Source organism: Brevibacterium sediminis (assembly GCF_013623905.1).
Taxonomy (GTDB): Bacteria; Actinomycetota; Actinomycetes; order Actinomycetales; family Brevibacteriaceae; genus Brevibacterium; species Brevibacterium sediminis.
Genome location: NZ_JABKDD010000023.1, coordinates 1 through 23,987, shown reverse-complemented (window position 1 = coordinate 23,987; position 23,987 = coordinate 1). Strand labels below are relative to the sequence as shown.

Below are 23,987 nucleotides of genomic sequence, written 5' to 3'. Positions count from 1 at the left end.
AGCATACTGTGGGCCTCTACCCTTTCAGCCCCAGGTGAGCCGTTCGATGCCCGAGAGCACGAGATGGAGTCCGACGATGAATTCGGACTTCTCGTCGAACTTCGAGAACTCGCCGAGGACCGAATGGACGAACGGGAAGTCCTCTTCATCGACGCTGGCCCAGCGGTCTATCTGCTCAGCGAATTCGGCATCGGCATCGTCCATGGCCTCCCGGTCGATCGCCCCCTGGGAGACTTCGGCGCCCATGCCCGAGGCGTAGTTGACCACTGCCAGTGACGAGTGGAACTGAGTCGTGAGATCGAGCTCGGTGCGCTGCAGCGCTTGGCCGATGCGCTCCCAGTAGGTCAGCGAATTCGGTTCGTCGGGGCCTGCCTTGATGAGCTGACCGGCGAGCCAACGATGCTCGATCATCTGCACGAACAGACACAGGACGAGGCGGCGGACGTCGCGCAGCGCCTCTACCGTGACGGAGCTGGTAGCCGGGTCCGTATCGAGGTCCGGGTAGTCGGCGAACATCGTGGGAGCGGACTCGTTCGCGGCGATGAGATCGTCGGCTTCATCGAGTGCGCGACCCAGGAGCTCATCGGCGACGATCGCCATGAGTTCGTCCTTGCCCGAGGCGTACCAATAGAGGCTGGCCACACCGCTGTCGAGTTGTGCGGCGAGCCCGCGCAGGGTGACCTTCTCGGAACCGACGGCATCGAGAGTGGCGATTGCGGCCTCGATGATCTGGTCAAGGGAAAGCGACGCCCGTGCACGCGGTTGCCGACGACCACCTCGGCGTCGGGGATCGTTCCGACCGTCACTGCGTGGAACACGGCCGGCGCTGCGCGGATCATTCCGGCCGGTGCCGCGTGGATCGCGGCGGGCGGAGAGCTGATCACGGTTGCCCGGCCTCGGAGCATGACCTCCTGACCTCGGGTTTCGTCCCGCCGGCCGAGGATCATCGCCGCGATCATGCGATCCGGGTCCGCCGCGCGGTCGCCGAGGTGTGTCAGAAGCCATGTCACGAATCTACCGAGCGACTTGCATTCGATCAAACACCGTTCTATTCTCGAACACAGTTCGATGCATCGAACACTGTTCCATAAGCGAACGTGGTTCGACGCTTTTCCCCGATGCATAGGCGCAACGTCGCTCTGTACCGGTCCCCGGATCCCCGTCGACTCATCGAGCGTCGTTCTCTTCGCCCTCCTCATTTCGAAACTCCGCCCGAAAGGACCTGCTCATGACCTCCCCCTCCACTACCGAGGCTCCGGCGCGCAAGCCGCAGAGCCTCCGCGCGGCCTGGCCCGCGCTCCTCGCGCTCTGCCTCACCATGCTCGTCGAGATGGTCGACAACTCGATCCTCAACATCGCCTTGCCGACGATCGGCCGCGACCTCGGCGCCTCACCGACCGATCTGCAGTGGATCGTCGGTGCCTACTCGCTGACATTCGGCGGACTGCTCATGGTCGGCGGCACAATGGGCGACAAGCTCGGTCGACGACGCACCCTCCTCGTCGGTCTCGCTCTCTTCGGACTCGCGGGTCTTTCAGTTCTGCTCGTCACCACCCCCGCTCAGCTCATCATCGTCAGGGCCCTCTCCGGCGCCTTCGCCGCATTCATCGCCCCGCTGACGATGTCTCTGATCTTCCGCCTCTTCGACCTCGACGAACTGCGGACGAAGGCCATCGGCATCATCATGGTCGTGTCGATGATCGGATTCGCACTCGGGCCGACGCTCGCCGGCATTGCGATTGCCAGCTGGCCGTGGCAGGCACTGCTCGTGCTCAACGCTCCCGTGGCCGCCATCGCCTGGTTGGGAGTGCGTTTCGGCATCGGCAAGGACGACCCTGCCGACCGGCGCACCGGCGGCGCAGATGTTCCCGGAGCCGTGCTCTCCGTCGCCTCGCTCGGCTTCCTCCTCTACGGATTCACCGCCGGCGTCGAGAACGGATGGACCGCGCCGCTGACCATCGCCGTCTTCACCGCCGGCGTCCTCTCACTCTTTGGATTCATCTGGCGCGAACGCGCCGCGACTGACCCGATGCTCGACCTCAAGCTGCTTGCGCTGCCGACCGTCAGCGGATCGGCGATCCTTCAGACCGCGACGATGATCGCGATGGTCGGCGTCATGTTCGTCTCCACGCAGCTCTACCAGTTCGCATGGGGGTGGACGGCGTTGCAGGCCGGGCTGGCGAACTTGCCGTTCGTCATCGGAATGCTGGCTGCCAGTCCCTTCGTCGATCGCGCCGTCGCCCGCTTCGGCCACCGTGCCGCATCGGTCGGGGGCGTCGGGCTCGTCCTCATCAGCCTCGTCATCTGGATCTTCGCCCTCTCCCACGGATTCATCTGGTGCGCCGTCGGCATGTTCGTCATGACCTTCGGCATGCGCACCGTGATGACCACCGGCGCCGTCGCGCTCATCGGTGCGCTGCCTGAATCGCACACCTCGATCGGTTCTGCACTCAACGACACCGCACAGGAGCTGGGCAATGCGGTCGGCGTCGCCATCGTCGGCACCATCATGGCCGGCGTCATCGGCGGCACACTGCCCCAAGGGATGTGGAATTCAGATATGGTCGCCGGCTTCATCCACTCCCAGCAGATCTCGTTCACCGTCCTTGCCGGCATCGTCCTCGTCCTCGGCTTCATCGGCGTGCGGACGCTGACGAATTCGAAGGAGACGGAGGAACACTGACCTGCGGAGGCGGCCGGTCGCCCGGTCACCGTTCCAGTTGCAGCTCCCGGTAGCGGTTGAGCGCGGCGGCGATCTCCTGCCGTCGCGGCCGGGTCAGGTGGCCCGGATGGTCGCGGTGCCCCGTGATTCCGTCGAGGCCCTCAGCGTCGAGCGTGTCCTCGACCTCGCCCAGCGCCTGGGTCAGGGAGGTGCGTCCGTCGAAGATCTCGGCCAGGTATTCGAGGGCTTCGGCCACTCCCGCCGCCTGCTGCGTGTCGACGAGCTGAGCGATGGCGAGGAGGTCGATGAAGTCGTGGCCGAATTGGATCCGGTCGGCGCCCTTCGCCCGAGCTGTCTTCGTCTTCGACGCCGGTCGCAGCGCCTTCGCCGTCGGCACACGCGGTGCGGCGATGAAAGAGGGGGCGGCGGGGGAGTCCGAACCGGTGTGTGGGTCGCTGCCGGTTGGAGCCGTTTCGAGGTCGGCTGCGGTGACGCCGACGAGCTCATGTGCTTGGTCCGTGACTTCCTTGGGCACATAGGCGTCGAGCGCGATGACGTGGTCGGCGACTTCGAAGAACGCACTCGATCCACCGGCGACGAGCACCGTGGACACGCCCTGCTCGGTCAGCAGCGGACGCACGCGGTCGACGAATGGGGTGATCGGTTCCCGCTCGGCGGGGATGAGCGCACGCATGCGTTCGTCGCGGATCATGAAGTTCGTCGCCGAAGTGTCCTCGTCGATGAGCAGGGTGCTCGCGCCCGCCTCGATCGCTTCGACGAGATTGGCCGCCTGCGAGGTCGACCCGCTGGCGTTCGTCGTGGAGAAGAATCTCGTGTCAGAGCCCGAGGGTAGGTTGTTGATGAACGCCGAGATGTCGTCGCCGGTGACGGCGCGACCGTCCTCGGCTCGAATGGAGGTGGCAGTCGGGTCGCTGATGACCCATTCGCGCCCGTCGCCGGCGATATGCGGGTAGACGCCGCGTTCGAGCGCGCGCAGAATCGTCGACTTGCCGTGATAGCCGCCGCCGACGATGACGGTGACCCCGCGAGGGATGCCCATTCCGGTGACGGTGCGCCCGCTGGAGAGTTCGACCGTGTGCTCGAGTTCGGGAGGGGAGGTGAAGGCAACCGCATCGGACGACTTCATCGGCAGGTCCGAATCCCCGGACGTCCGCGGGAGAATCGCACCATTTCCGACGAGACCGATGAGTCCTGCTTCGCCGAGGTGGCTGCGCAGTTCCAGCTGATCCCGGTGCAGTCGGACGTGGTCGGTGAGCCCCTCGGCCGATGGGCCGTGAGTGTTCCCTCCTCTGCCTGCTGGGGCGTCCGACCAACGGTCGAAGAGGAAGAGCCGTTCGGCGAAATCCGGCAGATCACGGGTGAGGATGTCCGCTGCCTGATGGCCGAGGATGCGACGGCCGCGCGCAGGCAGATTGACGAGCAGTCGTGCCTCGAACCCGGCGTCATCGATGAGGATGTTCGTTCGCTCGAGGACCTCCTGCCCGGGACGGCCGAGGATGAGTGCGCGCTGATCGAGCTTCGCAAGCACCTCGTTGCCGGCCCGGAGCAGATAGTCGGCGGCGGCGATGCGATCGGCCCGATCGGTGGTGAGGTCGAGCGGGAACTTCGCATCGGCACGGTCGACGCGCACCCTGACCTTCGACGGTGAGGCGAACGGATCGGCCTGGACTCGGTCGATGAACACGGTGACCGGTCCGAAGCTGTAACGGCCGCGGATCTGCTTGAGATTGCCGTAGTTGCGACCGTCGAGGTTATGCAGAGTAGAGGCGAGATTCGACTGACGTGAACTCATTTCACTCATGATAGTGGTCGGAGATGAATGCCTACTCAGCGGTTGTGGACTCGACGCCGTAGAACCGGGCCGCGTTCGACCAGAACACCGCGTCCGCCTCGGCGGGGGTGAGCACCTGACGAAGGAGCGTGAAATCGGCATCGGCGAAGGGGCGACGTGCCCGCGTCGACGGCAAGTCCGTCCCCACCATCAGCGCGGTCGGGTCGGTGTCGACGATGCGACGGACCGCCTCGGCGGGATCGAGCTCCACACGGCCGAAACCGGTGGCCTTGACCTTGACTCCGGCCTCGACGAGGCGAAGCAGGGTGGACAGTCCGTCCTCGTGCATGCCAAGATGATCGATGCTCACCGCTGGCAGTGAGGCGATGCGTGCGGCGAGATCCTCATCGATGGTGCGGGCGTCGATATAGAGCTCGGCGTGCCATCCGACGAGGTCATGGACCCGTCGGGCAAAGCTGTCGAGGGCATCGAGGGTGGCCGAACCGCCGCGGGCGATATTGAATCGCAGAGCCTTGATGCCGGCCTCGTCGAGGCGTCGGATCTGATCATCGGTGGTCTCATCCGGCAGCTGGGTAACGCCGACATAGTTGTCGCCGAGTTGGCGCAGGGCCTCGATGAGGTACCCCTGGTCGAAGCCTTGGAACGAACCGGACACGACTGCTCCTCCTGCGACTTCGACTCCCACATCGGGGAGGCTCTGCAGTCGCGCGCGATAGTCGGCGACCGTGAACGGATCGGGCAGATAACCGTTGTTCTCGATCAGCGGATAGTTCGGATCGATGATGTGCAGGTGCGCGTCGAAGGCACGTTGGAGTTCGCTCATACCGTCAACCTACAACGTCTCCGAACTGCTCATTCAAGGCGTGGCGCGTCTGTCGGTCTGTGTGCCGTTCGATGGGCGCGTCCCGCCTTGAACGACGCTGAAGAGGAGAGCGGAGGAGCGGCTCGCTGATTCTCATTCTTCGGCACTGCGGATAACGATCCCATCAAGGGTCTCGAACGCGCGGTCGACCGACCTGGTCATGTCAGCGCCCCGGTATATTGTGAGGGAGTTCACATTGAGGTGATCGAGTGGCGCTGGTCGACGGTGATCGCGGCTGCTCTCTTTCGAACATTTGGAAGGATGAGGATGTCCGGACGCACTGCCGAGGCCGCTTCGACAGACTCGGTGCAGCAGACCGACGTCGACGAGCTCATCGCTCAATACGACGAAGAGCTGCCGCAGCGGACGCTGACGCGCAGACTCGACCTCGGCGTCGGCATCGTCTGCTTCGTCGTCTCGCTCTTCGTGCTCAACCAGGTGTTCTTCCCTCTGCGGCAGGGCAACCAGTTCTACCTCATGTGGTTCCTCGCCTTCGTGCTGCCGCTGGTCTTCGTCTGCTATCGGCCCGGATTCGGTCGCAAAGCCGTAGCGGCCGACAAAGCCGCGGAGGCGGCTGGGGCGGTTTCGACGGACGGGGCAGGGGTCGTGGGCACGGCCGGCGCCGAGGCGGGGGCCGCCTCGGCGAAATCCTCGACATCGCCGAAGCGGAGACGGGCGAAGAACGACAACCCGTCGATCATCGATTGGGCACTCGTCGTCATCACCTTCCTCACCTGCGCCTATCCGGTGCTGCCGTTCTTCTCCGGCGGATTCAACGAATTCCTCAACCGGCAGGGATCGCTGACCGGCCTCGACGTCATCATGGGCGGGGTCCTGCTTCTGCTCATCCTCGAAGCGACCCGCCGGACCACCGGACTCATCCTGCCGATCTTCTGCATCGTCTTCTTCCTCTACAGCTACTACGGCTCCTACATCCCCGTGAACTGGCCGGGTTCGCATGCCGGGCAGAACTTCGACCAGATCGTCAACGCCCTGTACAACGACGCCTCCGGTTTCTACGGAATCCCACTCGACGTGGCCGCGACCTACATCGTGCTGTTCACCATCTACGGAGCCGTGCTCGACAAGACCGGCGCCGCCAGCTTCTTCATCGACCTCAGCTTCTCCCTGTTCAAGAAATCCAAGGCAGCACCCGGACGCACCGTGGCACTGTCCGGATTCCTCCTCGGCACGGTCTCCGGCTCGGGCACGGCCACGGCCGTCTCGCTCGGCGCGGTCACCTGGCCGGTGCTCAAAAGAGCCGGCTATCCGAAGGAGAACGCCGGCGGCATGCTTGCCGCCTCCGGCATCGGCGCGATCCTGTCCCCGCCGACGCTCGGTGCCGCGGCCTTCATCATCGCCGAGCTGCTCAACGTCTCCTACGGACTCGTCCTTCTGTGGGCAGTCGTGCCCACCCTCCTGTACTACCTCGGCATCTTCCTCGCCATCGAAATCGACTCCCGGAAGATCGAAGTCGACTACACCCCGCCGCCGGGGCTGCGGTCATGGCCGATCTTCAAAAAGGGCTTCTACCACTTCATCTCCCTGGGCATCATCGTCGTCTTCCTCGCCCTCGGCATGGCACCGTTCAAAGCCGTCGTCTACGCGACGCTCGTAGGCATCGGATTCGGCATCATCGAGATCATCCTCGCTCGCCGAGGCGAACCCGCCACGATCCTCCGCGCCGTCTGGGACGTGTTCTATGGGGCCCTGTCGACGGGCATCCGCTCGGTTCTGCCGGTGACGAGCGTATGTGCCGCCGCCGGCATCATCGTCTCGACGATCACGAAGACCGGGCTCGGCCAGGTCATCTCCGACATCCTCATCAAGGGAGCCCAAGCGTTCTCGAACAATCCGACGGTCGTCCTGATCCTCACCTGCATCTTCGCTGCAGTTGCGGTGACGGTGCTCGGTCTGGCAGTGCCGGTGACCGCCTCGTTCATCATCAGCTGGGTCATCGTCGGCCCAGCCCTCATCACCCTCGGAGTCCCCGAGGCGGCCGCGGCGATGTTCATCTTCTACTACGCAGTCCTCTCCGAGGTCTCCCCGCCGACCGCACTGGCGGCGGTCGCCTCCTCGGCGATCACCGGCGGCCGCGTCATCGCCACCATGTGGCAGGCCTGCAAGTACGCGATCCCCGCATTCCTCGTCCCCCTGGCCTTCACCTTCACCCCCGAAGGTGCCGCATTGGTCGCTCAGGGAGGGTTCCTCGGCGCGGTCTGGACCTTCCTCGTCTCGGCCTGCGCAGTCGCTGCCTTGGCCGCGGGTGCAGGCGGATGGATCATCCGCCGCGCCGGCTGGCCCGAGCGGATCCTGTGCTTCCTCGCCGCCGGCGCGCTCCTCTACCTGCAGCCGCTGTCGATGATGGTCGGCTTCGCGGCCCTTGCCCTCGCCGTCGTCATCCACCTCATCCTCCGACGCAAGCCGGCGACCTCCTCGGCGACGGGAACTGCGGTTGGACCGGCCGCCTCGGCGAAGGATGAGGCACCGTCGAACGCAACCGGCACGGGTACACCCGGCGCAGGAGGATCCGGTGACGGACCCACCGATGCACCACCCTCGTCCGGAACACCGGCCGGGACCAATTGAGAAAGGGACGAAGTCCATGAAGCGAACAAGGACGTTCACGATCGCCGCTGCGGCCCTGGCCGCAGTGCTGACGATGAGTTCATGCGGTGGCAAGCGCGAAGCCGAGCCCGCCGCAGAAGGCGGAGACGGCTGCACCGCCGCCTCGGGGCAGATCACCATCGCCACCGGCAACTCGACCGGCGTGTACTACGTGCTCGGCGGCGGTCTGGCGCAGGTGATCTCCGACAACTCCGACCTCAAGGCCACAGCGTCGGAGACCGGCGCCTCCGTGCAGAATCTCCAACAGCTGTCCAGCGGAGACTTCGACATCGCGTTCTCCCTGGCCGATACCGCTGCCGACGCAGTGTCGGGGGATGCGGACTTCAAGGAGGCCGAGGACATCTCCGCGCTCTCGCGCATCTACGACAACTTCACTCACGTCGTCGTGCGCAAGGATGCCGAAATCGACTCGGTCGAGGACTTCAAGGGCAAGACCATCTCGACCGGTTCGCCGAAGTCCGGCACCGAGGTCATCGCCAACCGTCTCATCGAATCGGCCGGACTCAAGGACGGGGACGTGACCAAACAGCGCCTCGACCTGTCGAAGACCGTCGACGGGATGAAGGACGGAACCATCGACGGCATGGTGTGGTCCGGCGGACTGCCCACGGCAGGAGTCACCGACCTCTTCACCTCGAACGGCAAGGACGTCGAGATCCTCGACATCTCCGACCTCGAGGGGAAGATGAAGGAGATCAACCCCGTCTACGAGGTGGCAGAGATCCCCGGTGACACGTACAAGGGCGTCGACACGGTGAAGACGATCGTCACCCCGAACGTGCTCATGGTCCGCAATGACATGGACGAAGGCACGGCCTGTGCTCTGACGAAGCTCCTCTTCGACAAAAAGGACGACCTGGTCAAGGTGCATGCCGCGGCGAAGGAGATCAACCTCGACACCGCCGAACCGCCGGAGCCGATCAAGCTGCACCCGGGCTCGCAGAAAGCACTGGACGAGCTGAATAAGTAAGTGCGAGCTGACCAACCGCTCGTTCAAGGCGGAGCGCGTCTGTCGATCTGTGTACAGTCCGATAGGCGCGCTCCGCCTTGAACGACGCTGACGAGGAGCGGAGCACCCCGCTACGCACGGCGGGCCGTGCGACCCTCGGGCAGTTTTCGCCGTGGCCGTCGGCCCTCAGTTGTTCTGAGGGCCGACGGACGGGATCCGGCCCGGAGCCGGACTCAGCCTTCCCGCAGGCCGACGGTCGGATCGGGCAGGTAGACCTCTCCGCCCGATGCGAGGAACTCGCGGCTCTTCTGCTGCATTCCGGCCAGGGCTTCCTGCGCCTCGGCGCTGCCGTAGGTATCGCGGATGTCCTGGGAGATGCGCATCGAGCAGAACTTCGGACCGCACATCGAACAGAAGTGCGCGGTCTTCGCCGGTTCCGCCGGCAGCGTCTCGTCGTGGAACGCCTCGGCGGTCTCCGGATCGAGGCCGAGGGCGAACTGGTCCCGCCATCGGAATTCGAATCGAGCCTTCGACAGCGCATCATCGCGGGCCGTCGCCCCCGGGTGGCCCTTCGCGATATCGGCGGCATGCGCGGCGATCTTGTACGTGATCACCCCGGTCTTGACGTCGTCACGGTCGGGCAGCCCGAGATGCTCTTTCGGGGTGACGTAGCAGAGCATCGCCGTGCCGTAGCGGGCGATCTCCGTCGCCCCGATCGCCGAGGTGATGTGGTCGTATCCGGGCGCGATATCCGTAACCAGCGGACCCAAGGTGTAGAACGGCGCACCGTGACAGAGCTCCTGCTGACGTTCGACGTTCTCCCGCACGAGGTGGAGCGGAATGTGCCCGGGCCCTTCGACCATCACCTGGACGTCGTGGGCCCACGCGCGTTCGGTGAGTTCGGCGAGAGTGTCGAGCTCGGCGAACTGGGCGGCATCATTGGCATCGGCGATAGAACCCGGCCGCAGTCCGTCGCCGAGCGAGAAAGCGACATCGTAGCGAGCGAAGATCTCACAGAGTTCATCGAAGTGGGTGTAGAGGAAGTTCTCCTCGTGGTGGGCAAGGCACCAGCCGGCCATGATGGACCCGCCGCGTGAGACCATCCCGGTGACCCGGTCAGCCGTGAGAGGAACGTAGCGCAGCAGCACACCGGCGTGCACGGTCATGTAGTCGACACCCTGCTCGCACTGCTCGATGACGGTGTCGCGATAGATCTCCCAGGTCAGCGCGTTCGCATCGCCGTCGACCTTCTCCAGCGCCTGATAGATCGGGACGGTGCCGATGGGGATCGGCGAATTGCGGATGATCCACTCCCTGGTGGTGTGGATGTCATTGCCGGTCGACAGATCCATGAGGGTGTCGGCACCCCACTTCGCGGCCCACCGCAGCTTCTGCACCTCCTCGGCGATGGAGCTGGTGACTGCGGAATTGCCGATGTTCGCGTTGATCTTGACGAGGAACGCCTTGCCGATGATCATCGGCTCGGATTCGGGGTGATTGATGTTGCTCGGAATGATCGCGCGACCGGCGGCGAGCTCGGCGCGCACGAGTTCGACATCGCACTGCTCGCGAAGCGCCACGAACCGCATCTCCGGTGTGATGATGCCCTGCCTTGCGTAGTGCATCTGGGTCACCGTGCGGCCGGACTTGGCCCTTCGCGGAACCGGTTTGCGTCCCTTCCACTGCTGTGACGGGGCACCTCGGCGGACGGCCGCACGACCGTCATCGGCGATGCGGTGGCCGCGGGCGTCATACGTCTCAGTGTCGAGGCGGTTCTCGATCCACGGGAATCGCAGAGCGGGCAGTCCCTCTTCCGGAATGCTGCCCGGCCCGACGGTGCGGTAGACGTCGACGGGATCGTTGACTCGGCCGTTCGAGTCCTCGAGCTCGATGCGGGTCACGGGAACGAGGATGTCGTGTTCCTCGTCATCGACCCACGCCGGCGAATGCGTCGGATACTGCTCGAGGGTGAACTGGTCGTGCGAATCTGCGTCAGACGAAGTCGTGGCAGGGGCAGGTGTTTCAGGGGTGAATGCAGTCATCTGCAGTCCTCACTTCCTACGCCGGTATCAACCGGATCAGGTTCTACGGTCTCGGACGATCCAGTCCGATCTCAGCCCTTGCATCGGGCTCCCGTGGGGTCGTGCCATTCGTATCACGACTGACGCAGTGAGGACAACCGTGGCTCCTTGAGCGACGGGAATGGGGTCAGCTGCCCTGGAGGAACGCCTTCGCAGCGGCGCCGAGGGCGACGACGTCGGAGACCGCGACCATTTCGCGGGCCGAGTGCATCGAGTACAGAGCCGGGCCCACATCGACGGTCGTCATGCCCAGCCGGGTCGCGGTCAGCGGTCCGATCGTCGACCCGCAGGGCATCGCATTGTTCGACACGAAATCCTGGTACTCGACCCCGGCGACCGCGCACGCCTGCGACCACACGGTGGTGCCCACCGCATCCGTGGCGTAGCGCTGCTGAGCGTTGAGCTTGAGCAGGGGACCGCCGCCGAGGCGGGGGCGGACATGCGGATCGTGCCGTTCCGGATAGTTCGGATGGGCAGCATGCCCGGCATCGGAGGAGACACACACCGAGGTGGCCATCGACGCGAGATAATCGCTGCGCGTCGACTGCGGCAGCAAGGAGGCGACGATGCGCTCGGTGACATCGGCGAGGAACGGACCGCACGCGCCCGAACGCGAATTCGACCCGATCTCCTCATGATCGAACGCCGCGAACAGGGGGATGCCGTCGAGCCCGTCAGTATCGAGCTGGGTGAGCGCGGTGACGCCGGAGTGGACGGACAGGAGGTTGTCCAGCCTCGGCGAGGCGAAGAACTCTTCGGCGGCACCGAAGAGGGCCGGCTCCTGAACGGGAATGGTGTAGACATCGTGGCCGACGACGGACTCGGCATCGACCCCGGACGACTCTGCGAGCAGCTCGATGATGTCCGCCTCGGCGAGGTCGGCCAGGCCGATGACGGGAGTGGTGTGACGCTGCTTGTCCAGGGCAAGACCCTCATTGACCTGCCGGTCGAGGTGGATCGCGAGCTGCGGGATGCGGGCGATCGGCCCGGTGTGGGCGAGTACGATGCTGCCGTCGGCGAGGCTGAGTCGACCCGCGAAGGCGAGCTCACGATCGAGCCACGAGTTCAGCAGCGGCCCGCCGTAGATCTCCACCCCGACCTGCCGGGTGCCTTCGGCGGTGAACTCGCCGCCGGGTTTGAGTTTGAACGCCGGGGAATCGGTGTGGGAACCGAACACACGGAACCGGGGAGCCGCCTCGGTGACGGTGGGATTCATCCACGCGATGAGCGCGCCGTCGCGGATGACGTAGTGCCCGGTTCCGGGCGTCAGCGCCCAGGGAACGGACTCGTCGAGGCGGGAGAAACCGGCCTCTTCCAGGCGTTTCGCCGCGGTGTCCACCGCGTGGTAGGAGCTGGGAGATGCGCTGACGAAGTCGCCGAGGTCGGCCGCTGTCGTCGCGGCCACATCCGGTCTCGGGAGTGATTCATTCATTTCCCCAGCCTATCGTTTGCGGTAGTTTGGAGGAGAAGAAGATCAGGCCTCAGACGCCGGGTTGCCACCGGGTCCGAGAATCAGGCGGGGGCAGCGACCCTGCGACCGCACCAGCGACGGCAAGGAGTGTTCGACGTGAACCAGTTCGTGACGGAGTGGAACACCTGGCGCGACTCACGGAACTCAGCCCTTGCGAAACCGTTCGGCTGGCTCAGCGTCGTCGGACTCCACTGGCTCGACGCCGAATCGACCTGGACCGACGCCCCCGGCACGTTCACCGTCGACGACGGATGGGTGACCGTATCCCTGAAGACCGGAATCAAGGCCGGCCCCGCAGCCGAGACATTCGACCTGCTCAGCAAGGTCGGCAACGGTGAGTCGGCTGCCGGTGGGAACGGGACGAACGGCACGGGTGTGACCAACTCGGGGCCGACGCGGGCGACCAGCCCGGCCGTGCCCAGCGACACCTCGACTCTGCCGAGGGTGATGGACCAGTCCGGTGCGGGCGCGGCTGCGGCAGACGCTGCGGGTGCCGACTCTTCTGCTGGAACGGACGCCGGACCCGGTGCGGGATCTGACGGGCACGCAGCAGCGCCCGCCAAGCCTCAGGTCCGCGTGGAAGAGAACGGGTTCAGCGCGAAGCTTCCGAACGGCGGCTCGCTCAACTGGTTCACCGTCGGCAACGTCCTCTACGAACTCATCGATCGGGGCGGCCGCCTCGGTGTGCGTGTGCGCAATTCGAAGTCCCCGCTGCTCGGGAAGTTCTTCGAGGTCCCGGTCTTCGACCCGGACCCGGACTTCGTCTTCCTCGCCCGGTTCACCAGGTTCGACCCGTTCAAGACCTACACGATCGAAACCGCCCAAGAGGACCTGCAGCTGCAGACACAGGCGGCGGGAACCGTCACCTTCGAGACCTCGCACGGTGAGGTGAGCCTGCTCGCCACCGGGTGCCCGAAGACCGGGCTCCAGTTGGACTTCCACGATTCGACGAACGGGAGCACCACCGCGGCGTGGCGGACCATCGACCTCGGAGTGCCGAATCAGGACGGGTCGCTCGTCATCGATTTCAACCGTGCGGTGAACTACCCGTTCGCGTTCACCTCATTCGCCACCTGCCCGGCCCCGATCGAGGGAAACGTCGTTCCCTTCGACGTCACCGCAGGTGAGCGGCGCCCCCCGTTCTTCTACTCGGAGGCCGGGATCAACGTGCCGTTCCTCTTCTACGTGTGGTGGGACGAAGAGAGCGCCGAGGTGACCCGCCCCTGGTATTCGCGTTTCGGCCTCGACATCACCATCCTCAACCCCAACCACGACGACGGGCGGATCTCGCTCGTCGGCTTCGACGGGGTTGCGATGTCAGGCGGGGATCTGTCGCCGCTGGGGCGCAAGGCCCGGTCGCGGCTCATCGATGTCGCCACCGAAGCGCTGACCTCACGGATTCCGGTCATCGGCATCGGCGCGTACTCGGCGTTCGTCATCCAGGCCCAGCGGGAGCTGCGTTCGCAGCAGGGCTACGTCGACGGCATCGAAACCGAATACGAGGCGTCGGCGGAGCGTCTGCTCATCGTGATGAACAACGAACTCGACCCGAAGCAGGCCGGATTCGACATCGTCCACACCGACGCCAGCGGGCTGATCTACGTGGAGATGCCCTTCAACATTCCGCTCGAGTCCGACCGCACCGAAGTCGAGGACTTCCAGTCGGTGATGGAATCCGGCGCCTCGATCACGAGCTGGCAGGAATTCGACTATCGCATGGTCGCCCTCATCCGACACCACCGCTGAGGGCCGTCCCGCTTCAGTCCCAGCGCCCGTTTCCTCCCAGAACTACCTGACGGCGGCCCAGCAACCTCGCGCGAGGTTGCTGGGCCGCCGTCAGGTAGCAATTACCAGATGGTGACTCGCTGGTCGGGGGCTAAGTACATGCCGTCGCCCTCTGCCACGCCGTAGGTGTCGTGGAAGGCGGTCATGTTCTTCACGACCTGGTTGCAGCGGAACTCCTCCGGCGAATGCGGGTCGATCGACAGCCTGCGCACACGCTCCTCGGTGCGCATCTTCGACCGCCATGCCTTCGCCCACGCCTCGAAGAACGCCTTCGCCTGCTCGCCCGACGGCGCCACCGGCACGCCCGGAGTGCCCGCCCGTTCACCGAGCTCGAGCTCGAGCGCCTTCCACCCGATCGACAGACCACCGAGGTCGCCGATGTTCTCACCGACCGTCAGCGCCCCGTTGACGTGCTGATTCGGTTCGAGACCTGCCGGGACCAGCTCTTCGTACTGGGCGATGAGCGCATTCGTGCGCTCCTCGAACAGGGTCCGATCCGATTCGGTCCACCAGTCGACGAGGTTGCCGTCACCGTCATAACGCGATCCCTGATCGTCGAACCCGTGACCGATCTCGTGGCCGATGACCGCGCCGATCGCTCCGAAGTTCGCGGCCACCTCACCGGAGGCGTCGAAGAACGGCGGCTGGAGGATCGCTGCCGGGAAGACGATCTCGTTCATCACCGGGTGGTAGTAGGCGTTGACCGTCTGCGGGGTCATCAGCCATTCCGTGCGGTCGATGGGCCCGCCGATCCGCTTCACCTGCCGCACATGCTCGGCCTGCGAGCAGCGACGCACGTTGCCCACCAGGTCGGAGGAGTCGATCGCGGCCGGGTACTCCCGCCACACCTCCGGGTAGCCGACCTTCGGAGTGAACTTCGAGAGCTTGACCAGGGCGCGTTCCTTCGTCTCCTCGCTCATCCAGTCGAGCTCGCGGATCGACTTGTCATAGGCCTTGATGAGCATGCCCACGAGATGGTCGATCGCGTCCTTGGACGACGGCGGGAACTCAGCTGAGACGTAGAGTTTGCCCACGGCCTCACCGAGGTAGCCCTCGACGAGGCTGACCCCGCGCTTCCAGCGCTCCCGCAGGGCAGGAGTGCCCGAGAGAGTGCGGGAGTTGAAGTCGAAGTTCTCCTCGACGAACTCATCGGAGAGCAGCGAGGCGGTGTCGGAGACTACGACGAAGCGCAACCACGTCTTGATGGTCTCGATGTCGGTCTCCGCCCACACCTTCGCCATGCCCGTGACGAATGAGGGCTGGGAGACCACGAGGTACTTCAGATCAGACGCATCGGCGGTGAGGATCCCCAGGTAGGAGTCGAAGTCGAACTCGGGACCGAGGTCGCGCAGCTCGGAGATCGAATACTTGTTGTACGTCTTCTCCGCATCACGGCAGGCCACGCGGTCCCAGTGGTGGCGTGCGAGCTCGGTCTCGAACGTCATCACCTTGGCGGCCACCTCAGCGTCGGAGATCCCGGACTTCTCACCGAGGCCGGCAAGGGCCGCGATCTTCTGTACGTGGGCGAGGAACTTCGCGCGCACCTCGGCGTGGTCGTCGTTGAAGTAGTAGTCCTCGTCGGGCAGGGAGATGCCGGCCTGGACGAGATAGAGGGCGTAGACGTCGGAGTCCTTCGCATCGGCGGTGACGTACCCACCGAGCAGACCGCCGATACCCTCGGTCTCCAACCGGGCGAGAAGGGCGGCGAGCTCAGACTTGTCCTCGGCGGCGTCGATGGCTGCGAACGTCGAGGTCAGCGGGGCGACTCCTAGTTCGTTGATGCGATCGACATCCATGAACGAGGTGAACAGGTCGGCGACCTTCTGCCCCTCGGAGCCCGGCTCCTGCGGGGCGTCGGACACGGAGGTGATGATGTCGCGGACCTTGGTCTCTGCGGTGTCGAAGAGCTCACGCATGGCTCCGTCGCCGGCCCGGTCATCGGGGATCGTGAACGAGTCGATCCACTCGCCGTTGATGTGCTGGTACAGGTCGTCCTGAGGCCTGATCGAGGTCAGTGAGGTTTCAGAAGTCATGGCCCCACAGTATCGTGATCAGAGCCCCGCACGCCCTGCCCGAGGAGGAGATATGAGTCTGGCATCCGTCGTTTTCGTGTGCACCGGCAACATCTGCCGATCCGTCACCGCCGAACGTGTGCTCTTACATCACCTGGCCGATACCGGCGCCGAGGCGGTCGTCGACTCCGCCGGCATCAGCGACGAGGAGGCCGGCAACCCCATCGACCCACGTCAGGCGCGTGTGCTCGCCGCGGCCGGCTACCGCACCGACGATCACGTCGCTCGGCAGATCACCCCCGAATGGTTGGCCGACCGCGATCTGGCGGTGGCGATGACCGCCCGCCACTATCGTGCCCTGGAGCGGATGATCTCAGGTCTTCCCGCCGAGGCGGCCCCGGAGCTGCGGATGCTACGCGAGTTCGATCCGCGGGTGGCCGGGGTCGAGGGCGACGGTGTTCCGGCGCCGGATGTCGAGGATCCCTGGTACGGCGAATTCAAGGATTTCGAAGAAACTCTTGAGACAATTGAAGTGTCCGTGCCGGGAATCACGGATCGTCTGCGCGCGCTGGCCGCGAAAACTCAGTGATACTAGTAGGCACAAGCTTGCTGACACGACCGACATCGCAGGTACGCCTCGAAGGAGAAACTCTCATGACTCGTCTCATGACACGACAGAACTGGTCCGCTCTCAGGCTGGGCTTCGCCGCCCTGCTGGTGGCCGCGATGAGCGTGTTCGCATTCGCCCCCGCCGCCAGTGCCCATGATCAGCTGGTGTCGTCGAATCCCGAGGACGGTGCCGAACTCGATCAGCAGCCCAAATGGCTCGAGATGACCTTCTCCGGCGACATCCAGGAAGTCGGCTCCGAGGTCAAGGTCGTCGTCGACGGCAAGGATGTCTCCGCAGGTGAGCTGACCGTTGAGGGCAAGAAACTCAGCGTCGCTCTGCCCGATGATCTCAAACCCGGCGACTACAAGGTCACCTGGCGCGTGGTGTCGCAGGACGGCCACCCGATCTCCGGTGACTACTCGTTCGCGATCAAGGATGCCGAAGGCGCCGGCGGTGATGTCAAGGAATCGTCCGGAGAGTCGACGAAGGCCGGACTCGGCGGCGGAGTCGTCGACGAACCCGGCAAGGACACCGAGGATCGCGGCGAGATCGGCGAGTCCACCGGCAGCGACTCCGGAATGTCGACGCCGATGATCGTGCTGCTGTCTGTCGGCGGCCTGGCCATCATCGTCATCGTCGTTCTGCTCATGCGTCGCAAGTCCCAGGGCCTGCCCGGCACCAAGGACAACTGAGCGAGGACCCCCACACAGCACGTCTGACACGAGGCCCCGAACGCGAAGAGCGTTCGGGGCCTCGGTGTATCCGGTCCGTGGTGGAATCGGCGGCGATCTCGTTCAAGCGTCAGCGCGGTTATGGCGAGGTACACCGGCTGATAAGTGTGCTTCGCCTTGAAGGAGAGGCTAGGGAGGCGGTCGGGCCAGCACCTCAGAGTGTGAAACGCAGGAGACGGTCGTCGTCCGGGCCGGGTTCTCCGCGACCGTCGGTGTTGTTCGTCAGCACGAGCAGCGACCCGTCGGGCGCTTCGACCACATCGCGCAGTCGCCCGTGCTCGCCGGTCCACAGCTCTGACGACGACTTCAGGTCGTCGAGCGGAACTTGGTGTAGGCGCTCACCGCGCAGCCCGGCGATGAGGATGCTGTCATCGGTGACGGCCAGTCCGCTGGGGCTCGCTTGGTCGGGGGACCACTGCTGCACCGGGTCGATGAAATCACCGTCCCCGTCACCGGAGCCGCCGTCACTCGCACCGTCACCCTGGGCGATGCCCTCGACCTCGGGCCATCCGTAATTCCCGCCGGCTTCGATGACGTTGAGTTCGTCCCACGTGTCCTGCCCGAATTCCGAGGCGTACATCGTGCCCTCGTCGTCCCACCCGATGCCCTGCGGATTCCGGTGCCCCATGCTGAAGACGAGTGAATCGCCGAAAGGATTGTCATCGGGAACGTCGCCGTCGGGCGTCATGCGCAGAATCTTTCCCGACAGCGCACTCTCGTCCTGTGCGCTGTCGCGATCGCCCGTATCGCCGAGCGTGGCATAGAGCATTCCGTCGGGCCCGAACGCGAGCCGCCCGCCGTTGTGGAAGTTCGCGGTCGGCAGCCCGTCGAGGATCGTCTCCTCCTCACTCAGGGACAGATTCCCGGCCTCGCCGAGGAGGTCGAACCGTACGACCCGGTTCTCCGTCCCAGCGGCGAAGAAGGCGTAGAGACGGTCATCGTCGACCGCGAGACCGTGGAGGCCCGCCTCACCCGAGGCCGAGGCGTCATCGATCCGGCCGACCTCACGAACGTCGCCACCTGCGGAGACTTCGAGGATGCGACCCGAATCGCGTTCGCTGACCAGCATGGTCTGCCCGTGGAAGGCGATCGACCACGGGGATTCGAGGCCGGTCGCGACGACCGCGGGAGAGTCCGCGCCCGGTGTTGACGATGTGGACCCGGTGTCGGATGATCCGGAACCACTGCTCGCCGAGGCGGCCCCCGCCGCTGACTCGTCCCGACCGTCGGTCTCGCCGGAGTGCGAATCGGAGGAGCAGGCGCTGAGGACGACGGCCAGGGACACGGCGGCACCGGTGAGGAGCCGCCGGGTGCGAAAGTGTGCTGAGGTGCTCATGATCTCGCCTTCATCGGGGAGTCCGGTGGCACAAGACTATCCGTCGGCCGCTCAAGAACTGAACCGCTTGCCGCTGAATGGGACCGTCTGCACAGGAATAGAACCGTCTGCTCGGACTGTTGCCTCAAGTGACTGAAATTCTGCGACTGCATCCCGCAACCGCACCGTGCGCCCACCGAAGGAGCCTTCCGCCTTGTCCGTTCCGTTGAACATCCTCGATCTCGTCTCCATCCGGGAAGGAGCCACCGCGCGCGAGGGCATCGCCGAATCGATGGCGAACGCGAAGCTCTCCGACGAACTGGGATACAAACGCCTGTGGTTCGCCGAGCACCACAACACGATGGGCCTGGCCGCCAGCGCCACAGCACTGCTCATCTCTCAGGCCGCCTCGGTGACGGAGAAGATCCGGGTCGGGTCCGGCGGTGTCATGCTGCCCAACCACGCGCCACTCATGGTGGCCGAACAGTATGGAACGCTCGCGAACATCCATGGGCCGCGCATCGACTTGGGCCTCGGGCGCGCACCAGGCACGGACGGGATGACCGCGCAGGCGCTCGCCCGATCCTCGGCCGAACCACAGGACTTCGCACAGAACATCTATGACATGCAGGGCTGGTTCTCCGAGACAGGGCAGGCGCACACGATGCCGATCAAGTCCGCGGTCTCGGCGGGGATGAACGTGCCCATCTGGGTGCTCGGGTCGACGATGAACGGCGCCTCGATCGCCGGTCAGCTGGGCCTCCCGTTCTCCCTGGCCTCGCACTTCGCACCCGACCAGATCGACATCGCGATCAAGACCTACCGCGATTCGTTCACCGCCGATGCGCCGACCGCCCAGATCGACGAACCCTACGTCATGGCCGGGATCAACGTCATGGTCGCCGATACCGACGCCGAGGCGGCCCGCCAGTTCACCTCGGTGCAGCAGATGTTCAACGACATGCGCACCGGCCGCCGCCGCAATCTGCAGCCCCCGGTCGACCCGGCCGAGATCTATGCGCAGGGCGGAACCAGCCCGATGCTGTCCATCAGCGCCGTCGGCTCACCGGATACTGCGACCGCGCAGATGGCCGAGTTCGTCGAACGCACCGGCGCCGACGAACTCATCACCGTCACCTACGCCTACGATCCAGAGGTGCAGCGCCAGTCGCTGAAACTGCTCGCCGACGCCTGGTTCTGAGGCGACGACTGAGCGGACCCCAGGCTGGGGCGCGAGCCGCCGTTCGGCCATTGGCTGTGGACATCGACGGTGTCGGCGAACCCGTCGAACCGCGGTAGATTGGTATCGTGATGATTGCCGTGCGTGAGGCGACTGCCGCCGATGTCCCCGCCGCCGCAGGAGTGCTCTCCAGAGCCTTTGATGAATACTCCTGGACGCGGTGGTCGGTGCCGGCCGACCGCTATCGCGCGCGGCTGGAGGAGCTGCAGGCGATTTATCTCGCCCACGCGGTCGAGTGCGGGCTGGTGATCGTCGAGGAGAAGTACCGGGGCGTGGCGGCCTTCGTGCCCCCGGAAGCTCCCGACCTTAACTCCGAGCGACAGAACCGCGTGAGCGAGCTGCTCGGTGATCGCCTCGAGGTGCTGATGGCCACACACCTGCCGTCGCGGCCCCACGCCGCGTGGGATCTCGCCACCATCGGTGTGGAACCCGACAGCTGGGGGTCGGGCATCGCGTCGGCGATCCTCGCCGAAGGTCTGCGCCGGATGGACACGATCGGCTCCCTGGTGTCGCTGGAGACGTCGGATCCGCGCAATGTCGCTCTCTACGTCCGATTCGGTTTCAGTACCATCGCCGAGACGCAGGTGCCGAACGGTCCGAAGGTCTCGACCATGGTCCGCACGCTTTCGACTGAAGCATAGAGGCACTCCGTCCTCACCGAGGCTCGACCTCACCCCACCAGGCGCACATGCGCCGCCAGTCCGGGTTCGGTGTCGGCGAGCGTGCGGGCGGTGGACAGGACCGTCGACTCCATCGCCGAGGCGGCCCTGGTCGCCCGCACGTCCGCGCGCGTCGCGAGGCTGACCGTCCGCGTCAGCTGCGGATCGGCCAGGGGCGCCGAGTCAAGCAATGGCCGGTCGACGAGGACCATTGCCGGGACGATCGCGACCCCGAGGCCGCGCTCGACGAACCGCAGCGCCGCATCCATCTCCACCCCTTCGACGACGACTCGGGGGCTCAGTCCGGCCGTCTCGAACGCTGCGGAGGTCGCCTCCCTGAGGTCGTAGCCATGATGGAACAGGACCTGGGGACGGTCGGCCACCTCGGCGAGGGTGATCCCATCGGTCTGCGCACGGTCTGAGTTGAGCAGATCGGAACCGGCGGCGGCGATGACGACGAGATCCTCGGCGAGGATCCCGCGCAGGCTGAGCCTCGGCATCTGCGGGGCGAGGTCGAAGGTGCGGGTGATGAGCGCGAGGTCGAGTTCGCCGCCGGCCAGTGACTCGATGAGCTCACGAGAGCCTTTTTCGACGAGCTCGAGTTCGACGCCGGGATGGGCCGTGTGGAACCGGCTGATCGCCTCGGCCACGAGGCTCACGCACAGGGTCGGGGTCGCACCGAGCCGGACGCGACCGCGCCGCAGACCGGCGAGCTCGTCCATGTCGCGGCGGACCGCCTCGGCATCGGCGAGCATGCGTTTCGCCGTCGGCAGCAGGGTCTGGCCGGCGTCAGTGAGTGTGATGTGTCCGTGCGCGCGGTGGAAGAGCTCGGCCCCGAGTTCCTTCTCCAACGTCGAGATCTGTCGGGACAGCGAGGGCTGGGCCAAATGGAGCGTCGCGGCGGCTTTCGTGAAATGGCCGGTGGCGGCCACCTCGGCGAAGCTTCTCAGCTGTTCGAGGTTCATCGTGGGTCTCCGTGCAGGTCAGACATGGCAATAGTCTATCGCTATCGACTTGACTCAAACAATGCATTGGACGTATGGAGTGGGTGGTTCCATAGTGGAATCCATGCACACCACACAGGGCGGACCCCGCCGAAAAGAACACTCCATCTCCACCTCGGTGCTGGTCATCGGAACCGGCGGATCGGGCCTGCGGGCCGCGATCGAGGTCGCCGAAGCCGGCGCCGATGTCCTCGCGGTCGGCAAACGGCCGAAGGAGGACGCGCACACCTCGCTGGCCGCCGGCGGCATCAACGCGGCCCTGGCGACGATGGACCCGGACGACACGTGGCAGCAGCATGCTGCCGATACGATCAAGGAATCCTATGACCTCGCCAACCCCCGGACCGTCGAAATCGTCACCCAGGGAGCAGCCGAAGGCATCGCTGACCTGGAGCGATATGGAATGGACTTCGCGAAGGAGGACGACGGTCGGATCTCTCAGCGCTTCTTCGGCGCCCACACCTGGCGTCGCACCGCTTTCGCCGGCGACTACACGGGGCTGGAAATCCAGCGCACCCTCATTCGTCGCGCCGAAGCCTTAGACATCCCGATCCTCGACCGCGTCTACATCACGAAGCTGCTCGTCGCCGACGGCCGCATCTTCGGCGCCTTCGGCTTCGACGTCATCGACGGCACCGGCTACCGGATCTACGCCGACGCCGTCATCCTCGCCGCCGGCGGACACAACCGGATCTGGAGGCGGACCTCTTCGCGTCGGGATGAGAATACCGGTGACTCCTTCCGTCTGGCCGTCGAGGCCGGTGCCCGGCTGCGCGATGCCGAGCTCGTCCAGTTCCACCCCTCGGGCATCATCGAACCCGAGAACGCCGCCGGCACGCTGGTCTCCGAGGCGGCCCGCGGTGAAGGTGGGATCCTGCGCAACGGACTGGGGGAGCGGTTCATGGAACGCTACGACCCGCAGCGCATGGAGCTCTCCACCCGTGACCGGGTGGCGCTCGCCGCCTACACGGAGATCGCCGAGGGGCGCGGCACCGAGAACGGCGGCGTGTGGCTCGACGTGTCCCATCTGCCGCGCGAAACCATCATGAACCGCCTGCCCCGAGTGTTCCAGACGCTCATGGAGACCCAGATGCTCGACATCACGGCCTCGCCGATCGAGATCGCGCCGACCGCGCACTACTCGATGGGCGGAGTGTGGGTCGACCCGGTCGATCACAGCACCGATGTCGAAGGTCTGTGGGCCATCGGCGAAGCCTCGTCCGGGCTGCACGGGGCGAACAGGCTGGGCGGAAATTCGCTCATCGAACTCCTCGTCTTCGGTCGCATCGTCGGCCAGTCGGCGGTTGCGTACTCCGAGGGGCTGGAGGCGCAGGTGCGGAGTCGGGATGCCGTCGCCGAGGCGCGGGCCGAGATCGCCGGTCTGCTGGCATCCGAGGGAACGGAGAACGTCCGGGCCCTGCAGCGCGAGGTCCGCAACCTCATGACCGAGCACGCCGGAGTCGTCCGCGACGAGGCGGGTCTGCAGGCCGGGCTGGAGAAGCTCGCGGCGATCGAGGCGCGCCTCGAACTCGTCGGGATCCATCCCGATATCGCTGGATTCTCCGATCTCGCGCACGCCTTCGATCTCAAGTCCTCGGTGCTCGCGGCCCGCGCGACCATCGAGTGCGCGTTGGAGCGCCGTGAGACCCGCGGCTGCCACAACCGCAGCGACTACCCGGAGATGGACCCGGCGCTGCAGGTCAACCTCGTGTGGTCGCCGAGCGTTGGGGTGGTCCGCGAATCGATCCCGCCGGTCGACCCCGAGGTCGAGGAGCTCATGCACACCGGCGAGATCAGCCAGGAGGGCAAGCTCGTCGAATAACCCCATCCCCAATTACTACCTGACGGCGGCCCAGCAACCTTGCGCGAGGTTGCTGGGCCGATCCTTCTATGTCTGTCAAGCCGGCGTGGGAATTGTTTCTAGCCCGTTGAGAATCTTGAAAACTCGACGCGCTAGATACCATTTGAGCTTGCGCTTGAGTTCCCTCTTCGACTTCTTCGTCGGGTCCTCACCAAAGCGCTGGGCAACATAATCCCTGGTCCTCTCATCGTGGATCATCCGGTTCGTGATCACCGTGTGCAAGGCCCGGTTCAACTGCCGATCCCCACCCCTGTTCAACCGGTGTCGTTGCGTGTTGCCCGACGAAGCAGGAATCGGATTCGCC

General features: G+C 65.4%; 18 protein-coding genes and 1 riboswitch. Of the genes, 9 read left to right on the top strand and 9 right to left on the bottom strand.

The features are described from left to right. Positions 1-24: 24 nt before the first annotated feature. Positions 25-1,005, bottom strand: coding sequence for a TetR/AcrR family transcriptional regulator (locus HK108_RS17610; protein WP_181272482.1), 981 nt, complete (start codon positions 1,003-1,005; stop codon positions 25-27). Positions 1,006-1,228: 223 nt separating this feature from the next. On the opposite strand from HK108_RS17610, the gene HK108_RS17605 reads away from it, so the two are divergent. Continuing rightward, positions 1,229-2,683 carry an MFS transporter gene (locus tag HK108_RS17605; protein ID WP_181272481.1) on the top strand — a complete coding sequence of 485 codons (1,455 nt, stop codon included), beginning with the start codon at positions 1,229-1,231 and terminating at the stop codon, positions 2,681-2,683. A 25-nt stretch (positions 2,684-2,708) separates the two neighbouring features. Here the strand turns inward: HK108_RS17605 and HK108_RS17600 are convergent, their stop codons facing one another. Next, positions 2,709-4,475 (bottom strand): ABC-ATPase domain-containing protein, encoded by a 1,767-nt coding sequence (locus HK108_RS17600; RefSeq protein WP_181272480.1) that lies wholly within the window; start codon positions 4,473-4,475, stop codon positions 2,709-2,711. Between the two features lie 31 nt (positions 4,476-4,506). Then, positions 4,507-5,298: an amidohydrolase family protein gene (locus HK108_RS17595; RefSeq protein ID WP_181272479.1), complete on the bottom strand. Its 792-nt coding sequence runs from the start codon at positions 5,296-5,298 to the stop codon at positions 4,507-4,509. Between the two features lie 306 nt (positions 5,299-5,604). Between HK108_RS17595 and HK108_RS17590 the strand changes: the two genes are divergently transcribed. Together HK108_RS17590 and HK108_RS17585 are read left to right on the top strand one after the other, a co-directional pair. Further along, positions 5,605-7,926 carry a TRAP transporter permease gene (locus HK108_RS17590; RefSeq protein WP_181272478.1) on the top strand — a complete coding sequence of 774 codons (2,322 nt, stop codon included), beginning with the start codon at positions 5,605-5,607 and terminating at the stop codon, positions 7,924-7,926. Positions 7,927-7,942: 16 nt separating this feature from the next. Next, positions 7,943-8,935 carry a TAXI family TRAP transporter solute-binding subunit gene (locus tag HK108_RS17585; protein ID WP_139470334.1) on the top strand — a complete coding sequence of 331 codons (993 nt, stop codon included), beginning with the start codon at positions 7,943-7,945 and terminating at the stop codon, positions 8,933-8,935. A gap of 212 nt (positions 8,936-9,147) precedes the next feature. Here HK108_RS17585 and thiC read toward each other — a convergent pair whose 3' ends face one another. Together thiC and HK108_RS17575 are read right to left on the bottom strand one after the other, a co-directional pair. Further along, positions 9,148-10,956 carry a phosphomethylpyrimidine synthase ThiC gene (gene thiC / locus HK108_RS17580; RefSeq protein WP_181272477.1) on the bottom strand — a complete coding sequence of 603 codons (1,809 nt, stop codon included), beginning with the start codon at positions 10,954-10,956 and terminating at the stop codon, positions 9,148-9,150. Continuing rightward, positions 10,952-11,060, bottom strand: a riboswitch (TPP riboswitch). Its footprint overlaps the gene before it by 5 nt. Before the next feature lie 62 nt (positions 11,061-11,122). Continuing rightward, positions 11,123-12,427, bottom strand: a complete 1,305-nt coding sequence (locus tag HK108_RS17575; RefSeq protein ID WP_181272476.1) for a M18 family aminopeptidase — start codon at positions 12,425-12,427, stop codon at positions 11,123-11,125. A gap of 135 nt (positions 12,428-12,562) precedes the next feature. Here HK108_RS17575 and HK108_RS17570 point away from each other — a divergent pair, with 135 nt between their 5' ends. Continuing rightward, the gene (locus tag HK108_RS17570) at positions 12,563-14,212 is read left to right on the top strand and encodes a DUF1684 domain-containing protein (protein ID WP_229664248.1); all 1,650 of its coding nucleotides are present in this window, start codon (positions 12,563-12,565) and stop codon (positions 14,210-14,212) included. Between the two features lie 101 nt (positions 14,213-14,313). Here HK108_RS17570 and HK108_RS17565 read toward each other — a convergent pair whose 3' ends face one another. Beyond that, positions 14,314-16,284: a M13 family metallopeptidase gene (locus tag HK108_RS17565; protein WP_181272475.1), complete on the bottom strand. Its 1,971-nt coding sequence runs from the start codon at positions 16,282-16,284 to the stop codon at positions 14,314-14,316. Positions 16,285-16,336: 52 nt separating this feature from the next. Between HK108_RS17565 and HK108_RS17560 the strand changes: the two genes are divergently transcribed. After that, the gene (locus HK108_RS17560; RefSeq protein WP_139470328.1) at positions 16,337-16,852 is read left to right on the top strand and encodes a low molecular weight protein-tyrosine-phosphatase; all 516 of its coding nucleotides are present in this window, start codon (positions 16,337-16,339) and stop codon (positions 16,850-16,852) included. 65 nt (positions 16,853-16,917) lie between these two features. Beyond that, the gene (locus tag HK108_RS17555; protein WP_229664247.1) at positions 16,918-17,565 is read left to right on the top strand and encodes a copper resistance CopC family protein; all 648 of its coding nucleotides are present in this window, start codon (positions 16,918-16,920) and stop codon (positions 17,563-17,565) included. Positions 17,566-17,758: 193 nt separating this feature from the next. Here the strand turns inward: HK108_RS17555 and HK108_RS17550 are convergent, their stop codons facing one another. Next, entirely contained in the window at positions 17,759-18,940 is a 1,182-nt protein-coding gene (locus HK108_RS17550; protein ID WP_139470326.1) for a PQQ-dependent sugar dehydrogenase, read from the bottom strand. A gap of 193 nt (positions 18,941-19,133) precedes the next feature. On the opposite strand from HK108_RS17550, the gene HK108_RS17545 reads away from it, so the two are divergent. Then, entirely contained in the window at positions 19,134-20,120 is a 987-nt protein-coding gene (locus HK108_RS17545) for an LLM class flavin-dependent oxidoreductase (protein WP_139470325.1), read from the top strand. A 110-nt stretch (positions 20,121-20,230) separates the two neighbouring features. Then, the gene (locus HK108_RS17540) at positions 20,231-20,800 is read left to right on the top strand and encodes a GNAT family N-acetyltransferase (protein ID WP_216657127.1); all 570 of its coding nucleotides are present in this window, start codon (positions 20,231-20,233) and stop codon (positions 20,798-20,800) included. A 29-nt stretch (positions 20,801-20,829) separates the two neighbouring features. On the opposite strand, the gene HK108_RS17535 is transcribed toward HK108_RS17540, so the two are convergent. Continuing rightward, positions 20,830-21,783 carry a LysR family transcriptional regulator gene (locus HK108_RS17535; RefSeq protein ID WP_139470323.1) on the bottom strand — a complete coding sequence of 318 codons (954 nt, stop codon included), beginning with the start codon at positions 21,781-21,783 and terminating at the stop codon, positions 20,830-20,832. A gap of 103 nt (positions 21,784-21,886) precedes the next feature. Between HK108_RS17535 and HK108_RS17530 the strand changes: the two genes are divergently transcribed. Then, positions 21,887-23,644 (top strand): FAD-binding protein, encoded by a 1,758-nt coding sequence (locus tag HK108_RS17530; protein ID WP_181272474.1) that lies wholly within the window; start codon positions 21,887-21,889, stop codon positions 23,642-23,644. Between the two features lie 75 nt (positions 23,645-23,719). Here HK108_RS17530 and HK108_RS17525 read toward each other — a convergent pair. After that, positions 23,720-23,987, bottom strand: a 268-nt coding sequence (locus HK108_RS17525) for a transposase (protein ID WP_181272473.1), incomplete at its 5' end; no start/stop codon positions are given.

Bases quoted from the DNA above. Each gene is read 5' to 3' on its own strand.
- HK108_RS17610 (WP_181272482.1), bottom strand. From the start codon at position 1,005: ATGGCTTCTGACACACCTCGGCGACCGCGCGGCGGACCCGGATCGCAT.
- HK108_RS17605 (WP_181272481.1), top strand. From the start codon at position 1,229: ATGACCTCCCCCTCCACTACCGAGGCTCCGGCGCGCAAGCCGCAGAGC.
- HK108_RS17600 (WP_181272480.1), bottom strand. From the start codon at position 4,475: ATGAGTTCACGTCAGTCGAATCTCGCCTCTACTCTGCATAACCTCGAC.
- HK108_RS17595 (WP_181272479.1), bottom strand. From the start codon at position 5,298: ATGAGCGAACTCCAACGTGCCTTCGACGCGCACCTGCACATCATCGAT.
- HK108_RS17590 (WP_181272478.1), top strand. From the start codon at position 5,605: ATGTCCGGACGCACTGCCGAGGCCGCTTCGACAGACTCGGTGCAGCAG.
- HK108_RS17585 (WP_139470334.1), top strand. From the start codon at position 7,943: ATGAAGCGAACAAGGACGTTCACGATCGCCGCTGCGGCCCTGGCCGCA.
- thiC (WP_181272477.1), bottom strand. From the start codon at position 10,956: ATGACTGCATTCACCCCTGAAACACCTGCCCCTGCCACGACTTCGTCT.
- HK108_RS17575 (WP_181272476.1), bottom strand. From the start codon at position 12,427: ATGAATGAATCACTCCCGAGACCGGATGTGGCCGCGACGACAGCGGCC.
- HK108_RS17565 (WP_181272475.1), bottom strand. From the start codon at position 16,284: ATGACTTCTGAAACCTCACTGACCTCGATCAGGCCTCAGGACGACCTG.
- HK108_RS17560 (WP_139470328.1), top strand. From the start codon at position 16,337: ATGAGTCTGGCATCCGTCGTTTTCGTGTGCACCGGCAACATCTGCCGA.
- HK108_RS17555 (WP_229664247.1), top strand. From the start codon at position 16,918: ATGACTCGTCTCATGACACGACAGAACTGGTCCGCTCTCAGGCTGGGC.
- HK108_RS17550 (WP_139470326.1), bottom strand. From the start codon at position 18,940: ATGAGCACCTCAGCACACTTTCGCACCCGGCGGCTCCTCACCGGTGCC.
- HK108_RS17540 (WP_216657127.1), top strand. From the start codon at position 20,231: ATGATTGCCGTGCGTGAGGCGACTGCCGCCGATGTCCCCGCCGCCGCA.
- HK108_RS17535 (WP_139470323.1), bottom strand. From the start codon at position 21,783: ATGAACCTCGAACAGCTGAGAAGCTTCGCCGAGGTGGCCGCCACCGGC.
- HK108_RS17530 (WP_181272474.1), top strand. From the start codon at position 21,887: ATGCACACCACACAGGGCGGACCCCGCCGAAAAGAACACTCCATCTCC.